We start from the raw sequence: 1,126 nt of genomic DNA, 5'->3' as shown, positions 1-1,126 counted from the left end.
TGAGCTTCCCCCGGTTCCACGGACACCTCATCTGAGTTGACCTTGATCAACTTGGGAAAGAAGTGTCTCGTGCCACCACCTCACCCGCCCGAGTTCCGGCGTCGCGCCGTCGAGCTGGCCCGGACCGGCGACAAGTCGGTCACCGCGCTGGCCAAGAGTCTGGGTATCAGCCAGTCGTGCCTGCGCAACTGGATCCGCCGGGACGACATCGAAGAGGGTCACCTCGACGGCCTGAGCGCCGGCGAGCACAAAGAGCTGGTCGAGCTGCGCCGAAAGGCCCGGCAACTGGAGTTGGAGAACGAGATTCTCAAGCGGGCGGCGGCCTACTTCGCCCGCGAGAACGTGCTCCCAAAATAAGGTACTCGCTGGTCCGTGAACTTGCCGAGAACGACATCCCCGTCGCGGTGGCCTGTCGAGTGTTAGGAGTTTCCCGGTCCGGTTACAGCGACTGGCTCGGCAGACCCGCCTCGATTCGGGAGCAACGCAACACCGAGCTGGTGAAAATGATCAGAGAAATCCATGAGGAGTCACGCCAGAGTTACGGCTCGCCGCGGGTGCACGCCGAGTTGACGCTGGGACGGGGCGAGCGGGTGAGCCGCAAACGGGTCGAGCGGCTGATGCGCGAAGCCGGGATTCAGGGGATCTACCGGCGCAAGGGGCACCGGAACCTGGTCAACGAGCCGACCGAGGAGGACCTGGTGAAGCGGGCCTTCGACGTCCAGGCGCCCGACGTGCTGTGGGTCACCGACATCACCGAGCATCCGACCGGCGAGGGGAAGCTGTACTGCGCGGCCGTGCTGGACTGCTTCTCCCGCCGCATCATCGGTCATTCCATCGACATCCGCCAGACCACCAAACTCGTGGTCGATGCGATGGCTGCCGCGGTCGCGCGTAGAAAGCCCGCCAAGGACACCACGATTCTGCACTCAGACCATGGGACGCAGTTCACGTCCTGGACGTTCGGGAAGCGGCTCCGGGCCGCCGGTCTCCTCGGCTCGATGGGCACGGTCGGCGACTGCTACGACAATGCCATGATGGAGTCGTTCTGGGGATCGATGCAGCTCGAACTACTCGACACCAGGAAATGGCAAACAAGAGCCGAGCTCGCAGCCGCGGTGTTTGAATG

Annotated in this window: 2 protein-coding genes; both read left to right on the top strand. The window is 63.9% G+C overall.

Translation table 11 applies throughout. From position 1 onward, the window contains the following. Nucleotides 1–69: 69 nt before the first annotated feature. Nucleotides 70–357 carry a transposase gene (locus AB0C21_RS43330; RefSeq protein ID WP_171069556.1) on the top strand — a complete coding sequence of 96 codons (288 nt, stop codon included), beginning with the start codon at nt 70–72 and terminating at the stop codon, nt 355–357. Further along, a partial coding sequence (locus AB0C21_RS43325; protein ID WP_500212350.1) for an IS3 family transposase occupies nt 354–1,126 on the top strand: 773 nt, incomplete at its 3' end. The genes AB0C21_RS43330 and AB0C21_RS43325, both read left to right, overlap by 4 nt.

It is taken from the genome of Spirillospora sp. NPDC049024, assembly GCF_040649235.1.
Taxonomy (GTDB): domain Bacteria; phylum Actinomycetota; class Actinomycetes; order Streptosporangiales; family Streptosporangiaceae; genus Spirillospora.
The sequence above is the reverse complement of the archived record's forward strand: the minus strand, read 5'-3'. Positions and strand labels throughout refer to the sequence as shown.